The 7,704-nt window shown below is 66.4% G+C and carries 3 protein-coding genes; all 3 read left to right on the top strand.

Features of this window, described 5'->3' with window-relative positions:
- Positions 1–787: 787 nt before the first annotated feature.
- The 3 genes from FJY88_04040 to FJY88_04030 all read left to right on the top strand — a co-directional run bounded on the left by FJY88_04040 (position 788) and on the right by FJY88_04030 (position 7,670).
- A complete protein-coding gene (locus FJY88_04040; GenBank protein MBM3286510.1) occupies positions 788–2,617 on the top strand; it encodes a hypothetical protein in 1,830 nt (609 codons plus the stop codon).
- Positions 2,618–2,793: 176 nt separating this feature from the next.
- A complete protein-coding gene (locus FJY88_04035) occupies positions 2,794–6,876 on the top strand; it encodes a response regulator (protein ID MBM3286509.1) in 4,083 nt (1,360 codons plus the stop codon).
- A 32-nt stretch (positions 6,877–6,908) separates the two neighbouring features.
- Entirely contained in the window at positions 6,909–7,670 is a 762-nt protein-coding gene (locus tag FJY88_04030; protein MBM3286508.1) for a hypothetical protein, read from the top strand.
- Positions 7,671–7,704 lie beyond the last annotated feature (34 nt).

The following is a 7,704-nucleotide window of genomic DNA, read 5'->3' as shown; positions in this document are numbered from 1 at the left end:
GGCCTCTATGCAAGACCAAGGCCGATTCGATCTACGCCGTCCTGTCCGACATCTATCGATCGACCTACCCCAGGTATCTCACGGCGCTCTGGCCGGCGCGCGAGGACGATCTGAATGCATGGATCGGATCGATCTGCGGGCGGCTGGGCGATCGCCAGCCGCTCCTGCTCGAGCAGCTCTCGCGAGATCTGCGGGTCTCTCTGGCCGGGCCCGGGCAGTTGACGATCTGCGTCGTCACGCTCGCTCCTCCGGTCGAGGATGTGCTCTTCCGTCCCGACCCGCAGCGCCCGGCCGTGCTCTTCGTGGAGAGACGCGGCGAGGGGATCGCCGCCGCGGTCCATCTGATATCCGGCTATCTTCGCGGGTGCCGGCAGGCCCGGCCGGCGGACGAGACGGCGCTTGATGTCCTGAGAAAAACCGCATCGGCCGCCGGTCTCGATGCGACCGCAGTCGACGCGCTGGAGACCTCGATGATCGACTGCGCTGTCGCCAAGGCGCTCTATGACATCGCGGGGATCGACCCACGAGATGACGCCGCGGGCGCGGAGCCCGAGTCTCCCCCCATGCGGGAGATCCGGCGCGCCTGGGAGGCGCACCTCGCCGGACACCTGACGCTTCAGGAAACCTGCGAGATCATGACGGAGACGGCGGCGAGGGCGCAGAAGCGGTGACGCAGGTTCTGGTCGTCGATCCCCACCGTTCCGGTTGGACGTCCTCGCCAGGATCGGGATCCGCGATCCTCCGGAACAGCGGAACCCGAGCCACCGAAGGCGGTTGGAGCCAAGGAATGCGCGCCTCTCGACCGAGCCGCCCGGGACTAGGCGGCGCCATCTTGCTCTTTCTCCTTCTGCCGGCGCTCGGCCTCGGACAGGAGATGAGGACCGACCTCTCCCGCAAGGACGGATCTGCCGATCTGTCCTCCGACTTCCTCCTCGGCCTGGAGGTCTCCCAGCAGATCGCGCGTCACTACGGCCTGGTCGAGACCGACTCTCTCATCCGCCGCGTCAACGAGATCGGCTATCGCGTTGCCATGGTCTCGGGCCGTCCGGACATCACATTCACTTTCCAGATCCTCGACATGGACGCCCCCAACGCGATGGCCCTCCCCGGAGGCTGGATCTTCGTGACTCGGGGCATCCTCGATGTCGGCCTCACCGACGCCGAGCTGGCGCACCTGCTGGGGCACGAGATCTCCCACGTGACGCGCTCCCACTTCTCGAGGCAGGGTCGGCTCGACGGGCTTCTCTCGCTTCTGCAGACAGCGGTCATGGTCGCCGTGACGATGGGCGCCTCGGGTTCGTCCTCCTCCCCCGTCATCGAGGATCCGCGCGCGGAACGCTACCCGCAGAGTTCCGCGGAAGCCGCCATGACCGGGACCGCCATCTTCGGCAGCCTCTTCCACGAGCTCCTGATCCGTGGGTACGGCAGGAAGCTGGAGATGGAATCGGACGAGGACGGACGCCGCCTCGCCGCGCTGGCCGGCTACCCGCGTGAGGCGGGAGAGTCCCTCCTGCAGAAGCTGCACAATCACATCTACGAGGATCGAGAGTTCGGCTACTGGAGGACGCATCCGTTCTTCGTCGACCGCGTCGCCGTTGCGCGCGCGGCGCCCCGCGGCTCCGACTTCCCTCCGGGTGAAGAGGAGGTCGCCGCGCATAGGGTCCAGACCCATCTGCGCCTGGCCGAGGCGGCGTCGGCCTTTCGGAACGAACGGCTCGCGGACTACCTGTACGAGCTCTCCCTGCGCGCCCAGCCGAGGGAAGGAACGAGCCTGCGCGTTCACGCTGAACTTCTGCGCTTTCGCCAGGAGCGGATGCGGCGGGTGCCCGAGATCCTGCGTCGCTACGGCCCCCTTCGCGCGGACTACGATTCGTTGCTCTCGCGGGGGCGACGGGCCGCGGAGGACCCCGCGTTGATCGCCGAGACCGCCGCCCGGCGCGACTCGACGGAGGCCTGCCGCGCGGCGCTCCTCCCCAGATACACGCAGACGCTGGAAGAGCCGAACCCGAACACGGCCGTGCTGCACGCGTTTCTCGAGAACTTCCCCGATCATCCGTCGGCCGACGCGGTGCGCCTGCGTCTCGCCCGGGCGTACCGGCTCTCTTCCCGGCATGACCTCGCGCTCGAGACCCTCGGCGATCTCATCCTCCGCGCGGAGATCCCGCCTCGCGACGGCACGGGGGGGGCCCAGGCGCCTGACGACTCGACCGACGTCGATCGCGCGCGCGCGGAAATCCTGCGAACTCTCCCCTTGGTCAGCGGCCCGGAGGTTTGCCAGAGACTCCTCGACGGTCTCGAGGATCCGATCCTGGCGAAGGCGCTCGAGGATCGCCTCGCGGCGATCGCCGACTCGCTGACAGCGATCGAGACCGCCGGTCGATTCGTCCAGTCCTACCCGTCCTCCCCCGCGGCCGAGCGCTTCCGGAGCCGCTTGGCTTCGCTCGCGGAGATCGAGTACAAGAAGGGGCGCCTGCACGAGGGCTTGGGCGACGAGCAGAGCGCGCTCGGCGCCTACAACAGGATCTCCCTCCTGGCCCCGGGGACTCCCGCCGCCGAGCAGGCGCGAATGGGAATCGTTCGGATCCAGGCCCTGTCGACCTCGGAGCCGCATCGCTAGCATTTTGGGCGGCTCCATGCCGTCCGACGGCCGCGAACGGCTCAGATTGCTCGATTCGCTCCCTCCCGAGATCGCCCGCACGGGTGTCAAGGTTCGAGGGCCGAGGCGCCGATAATTCGTCAGAGGCGAGAATTGGACAACGCGCCGGTGGACAATCGCTTTGGAGAGCCAAGACCATGACGGCATTCTTGTCGCAGCAGCTCGACTACGCCCTTTTTATTCACGGCCTCGCCTTTCTCCTCCTTGCGGCGAGCGCGTGGGGGCTGGCTCATAGCAAGGTAAGCGGTTTGCCTTGGGGCTGGCTCGTTCTTTTCGGGGCGCTACGCACGATCGGCGGATGGCAAGAGCTTGCGACAATGATCGGCGGACGAGACTCCCTGTCCGAGATCGTTCATCAGGGCTTCGGGGCGCTTTCCTTCGTTGCGCTCTTCGAATTCGGCCGGCGGGCCTTGCGCTCCGTCGCCCGCATCAATCTGGGCGTATGGACAACCATCTTCGTCGCGGGCGTCGCCGTCATGGGGGACCTCGCAAGGTCACAGGCGCTCGCTCTCTCGACACGATTCGGGGTCATCGCCGCGGCCGGCCTGCTCCCAGGCATCGCCCTGTGGCGTCGCTCTCATCGATCTACGCCTTCCGATCGCTCTCTTCTTGCCGCTGCTGCCAGCCTTCTTCTCTACACCCTCATCTCCGGGCTGTTCACCTCTCGGATCGATGCGGCAACGATGGCGCCGGGCGGAGGGCGGCCTTCCTCGCTCTTGGACATTTCTCTTCTCCTGGTCCAGACGCTCATGGCTCTCGCCCTGGCGACTTCCGTGTGGCTCCACTGGGTGAACGCGTCGGCTTCTGATCGCGGCGATGTCAGGCTTCCCTCGGCGCGATGGCTCGGCTTCGCCATCCCGCTCGTTCTCATCGGATGCTGGATCGCAACGGAAGTGTCTGGTCATCGGACCGATGCTCGCCTTCGCGGCGATCTCCTCGCGCGGGCGAGGACTGCGGCGAGGGCTGTCGATCTGGAGCGACTGCCGCGTCTCTCCGGGTCAGCGGCCGATCTCGAGTCCCCTGACTACACATACCTCCACGAACAGCTTGCGAGGATCCGCTCGGCCAATCCCGACTGCCGCTTTCTCTACCTGATGGGCCGCGCCGGAGATCGCGCGTTCTTCCGCGTAGATTCCGAGCCGCCGGACTCCGAGGACTTCTCCGCCCCCGGAGATCTCTATGAGGATTTCGCGCCTGAGGCGATCCCCCACTACTTCAGCGGCGAGGGAATCACCGAGGGCCCCACGCCCGATGCCTGGGGGGTTTGGGTGAGCGCCCTGGTTCCGCTCCCCGATCCTCGAACCGGCGAGGTCTCCACGATCCTCGGGATGGATGTCGCCGCGGAGACCTGGGCCTCGTACATCGCTGTCGCTCGGCTCTGGCCCATCTTTGTAGCCCTTCTCCTCACGTTGCTTCTTCTCGCTTTCTGCGCCGCGGAGCAGCTCTACCGGGCGGCCGCGTCCGAGATGGCCGCATCGGAGCGGCAGTATCGGGCCATGTTCGAGGAGAACGGCGCGATGATGCTCCTCGTCGATCCATCGAGGGGAACGATTGTCGAGGCCAACGCCGCCGCATGCGCGTTCTACGGCTCCGTTTCGTCCGCTCTCCTGGCGGGTGGCCTGGAAACGATCGCCGGCGACTCTCAGGCCGTGCTGGCGGCAAAGCTCGACGCCGCGCAGGAAGGAGAGCGCTGCTTCGAGCTCCCCCTCCGGCTCGCCTCCGGGGAGATCCGCGAAGTCGAGGTCCACTCCGTTCCTCTCGATGTCCGCGGGCGCCGGACCCTCTACTGGATCATGCACGACATCACCGAGCGCCGGAGGTCCGAGGAGCAGCTGAAGCGCTCTGAGGCCCGATTCTCGGCGGTGGTCAACAATGCCCGGGACGCCATCTTCATCAAGGATCGTGAGCGGCGCTATCTCCTTGCCAATCCCGCCATGTGCGCGCTGGTCGGGTTCTCCGAGTCCCAAATGCTGGGCAAGAACGATGAGGATCTCTTCGATACCGGCATGGCGACCCATATCGAGGATGTCGACGCGAAGGTGCTCGAGGGAGCCGAGATCGAGGAGGCGGTCTCCCGGACCCTTCTCGGCGCGGATCGCGGCCTCCACATCGTCAAGGTCCCCCTGCGGGATCAGCACGGCAACACGGTCGGGATCTGCGGAATCGCCCGGGACATCACCGAGAAGCAGAAGGCGATGACCGAGCTCGCCCTCGCCAATGAGCGCCTCGAGGCGACGGTCGCCCGCGCGAACCAGATGGCAGAAGCGGCCGAGCGCGCCTCCCGGGTCAAGTCGGAGTTCGTCGCCAACATGAGCCACGAGATCCGCACGCCGATGAACGGCGTGATCGGCATGACCGGGCTCCTGCTTGACACCGACCTCTCCCCCGAACAACGCGACTATGCCCAGAACATCCGCGGCAGCGGAGAGGCGCTCCTCACAATCATCAATGACATCCTCGACTTCTCGAAGATCGAATCGGGGAGGCTGCTGCTCGAAACTGTCGACTTCAACTTGCGCACGATCATCGAGGAGACTGCCGATCTCCTGGCGCCGCAGGCCCACGGGAAGAAGATCGAGCTGACATGCATGATTCCACCAGACCTGCCGGAGTCCTTGAATGGGGATCCAGGTCGCCTGCGACAGGTGGTAACAAACCTGCTAAGCAACGCCATCAAGTTCACCGTGGAAGGCGAGGTCGTCGTCGAAGTGTCGCTACTGGACGAGACATCAGACTCGATCCGCCTTCGCCTCTCGGTGCGCGACACCGGGATCGGCATCCCGGAGGACAAGCGCGCGTCGATCTTCGAGAGCTTCACCCAGGCTGAGGCCGGCACGACCCGAAGGTACGGCGGCACCGGGCTGGGCCTCACGATCTCGCGCCAGCTCGTCAGGCTCATGGGAGGGGAGATCGGCGTCGCCAGCGAGGTCGGCGAGGGAAGCACGTTCTGGGTGGAGCTCCGCCTCGTGAAGGGCGTGCCACGTGCGCTGGGCGGCCGCCATCCCTCCAGCCTGCACGGTATGCGCGCCCTGATCGTGGACGACAATAGTACGAACCGCCGCGTTCTGCGGGGCCAGCTTTCCGCTTGGGGGATGCTCATCGAGGAGGCCGCAGACGGACGCGAAGCTCTCGAGATGCTCCATCGGGTTGGCTCCACAGACCCCATCGGTGTCATCGTGATGGACCTGCAGATGCCCGGGATGGACGGCATCGAGACGACGCGCGCGGTCAAGGACAATCCCGCTCTCAGACAGATCCCGATCATTCTTCTCTCGTCGGCGGGCGCCCTTGGCAGCCCGGACGAGATGCGCGAGAAGGGATTCTCCGCGTGGGCCACGAAGCCCGTCCGCCAGTCGCAGCTGCTGAATGCCCTGGTCACGGTGTTCGGATGGCCCGCGGCCGAGGATCGGAGGCTGAGTTCCCGCGGCGCGCCTTCGGCTCCGGACATCTCGCTCAAGGGAATGCGCGTCCTCGTGGCTGAGGACAACACGGTCAACCAGAAGGTCGCCCTCCGCATTCTGGAGAAGATGGAATGCCGGGCCGACGCGGTGGCCAATGGCGCCGAGGCCGTGGCGGTGATCGAGAAGGTCCCCTACCACGCGATCCTCATGGACTGCCACATGCCCGAGATGGATGGATACGAGGCGACCGCCGAGATACGAAGGCGCGAGTCCGGCACGGAGAGGCGAATCCCGATCATCGCGATGACGGCCAACGCGATGGAAGGCGACAGGGACCGCTGCCTGGCCGCCGGGATGGACGACTACATACCCAAGCCGGTGAGGCCCGAGGAGCTGCGCGCCACGCTTCTTCGCTGGTTCAAGGGCGAGGCGCCAGTTGCGATGCTCGGACCAACCAAGGCGCCCGAGGCCCCGCCAGCGCTCGACCTCGGACGCCTGAGAGAAACCAGTGGAGGAGACGCGGAGTTCGAGCGGGAGGTTCTGGCCGAGCATGAGGCGTCCTTGCCGCAGCGTATCTCGGACATGATCTCGGGGCTCGATTCCGGCGACTCCGCGCGACTCCGGTTTGCGGCCCACGGGATGAAGGGGTCGAGTCTGACCATCGGCGCCGCGGCGCTGGGCGATCTGAGCGGCCGGATCGAGGCCCTCGCCGCCGGCGGCGATCTCGAGGGCGCGCGCCCCCTCATCCCGGCGCTGGAACGGGAGGCGGAGAGATTCAGGAAGGCTATCAAGGATCTCGCTGTCGATAGGGCGGCGTGACGGCCCCAGGGGGGCATTGGAGGAGTCTCGCAATGGCCTTGAGTACTCGTGGCAGCGCATCGAAAGCCATGGCTGTCGTCTGCTTCGCGCCCCTCTTCTTCCTGCTCGCCCTCCCGGCCGGCGCGGAATCCGATGCGGACGATGCTGCACCGCTCTCCTTCTGCGCCGGAATCGACTCCTGGTCCTCCTACTGGTTCAGGGGCGCCACGGTGACCGATCGCCTCACGCTCCAGCCCAGGATCGCGATGGGGTGGGCGCCGGCGGGGATCGAGATCGAGCTCTGGAACTCCTTCGCGGTTCGGGATCGCAACAGGCTTGCTTGCTGCGACGAGACTGACATCTCCTTGACCCACACGCGGTCATATGAGTGGCGCGGCCGGACGGCCGAGATCTCCATCGGATGCACCGAATACATGTTCACGGGCGCCGAGGAATCCGGCTCGCACACCGAGGAGATCGCGCTGGGCCTGGCCCTGGGTGGCTTCTTCGCTCCTTCGCTCACCGGTTACTACGACATCGGCCTATATGATGAGGGCTACCTGGAAGCGGGCGCTTCGCCCGAGATCCTTCTCGACGGCGAAGGCGCGGCCTCTGTACTCCTCGAGATCCTGCTGGGGGCAGGGAGCTTTGGAGAGCCGTTCGGTCTCCGGGCTCTGGAGGCGAGATGCTCTCTGACTCTCGGATATGGGAGCCTCGCGCTCACGCCGTCGATCGGAGCGGGCTACGCTCCCGCGGGACCCTACAAGGAGGACTGGGCGGCCTTCGGAGGCGTCTCGCTCGAGTTCGGGGACTAGGACCCCTAGGTTGTCGGAAGCGACCGTCCGCCTC

This window comes from Candidatus Eisenbacteria bacterium (genome assembly GCA_016867495.1).
In the GTDB taxonomy this organism is placed as follows: Bacteria; Eisenbacteria; RBG-16-71-46; order CAIMUX01; family VGJL01; genus VGJL01.
This window is presented reverse-complemented; position numbering and strand designations above follow the sequence as displayed.

Coding starts and splice junctions, on each gene's coding strand:
- FJY88_04040 (MBM3286510.1), top strand. CDS start 788: ATGCGCGCCTCTCGACCGAGCCGCCCGGGACTAGGCGGCGCCATCTTG.
- FJY88_04030 (MBM3286508.1), top strand. CDS start 6,909: ATGGCCTTGAGTACTCGTGGCAGCGCATCGAAAGCCATGGCTGTCGTC.
- FJY88_04035 (MBM3286509.1), top strand. CDS start 2,794: ATGACGGCATTCTTGTCGCAGCAGCTCGACTACGCCCTTTTTATTCAC.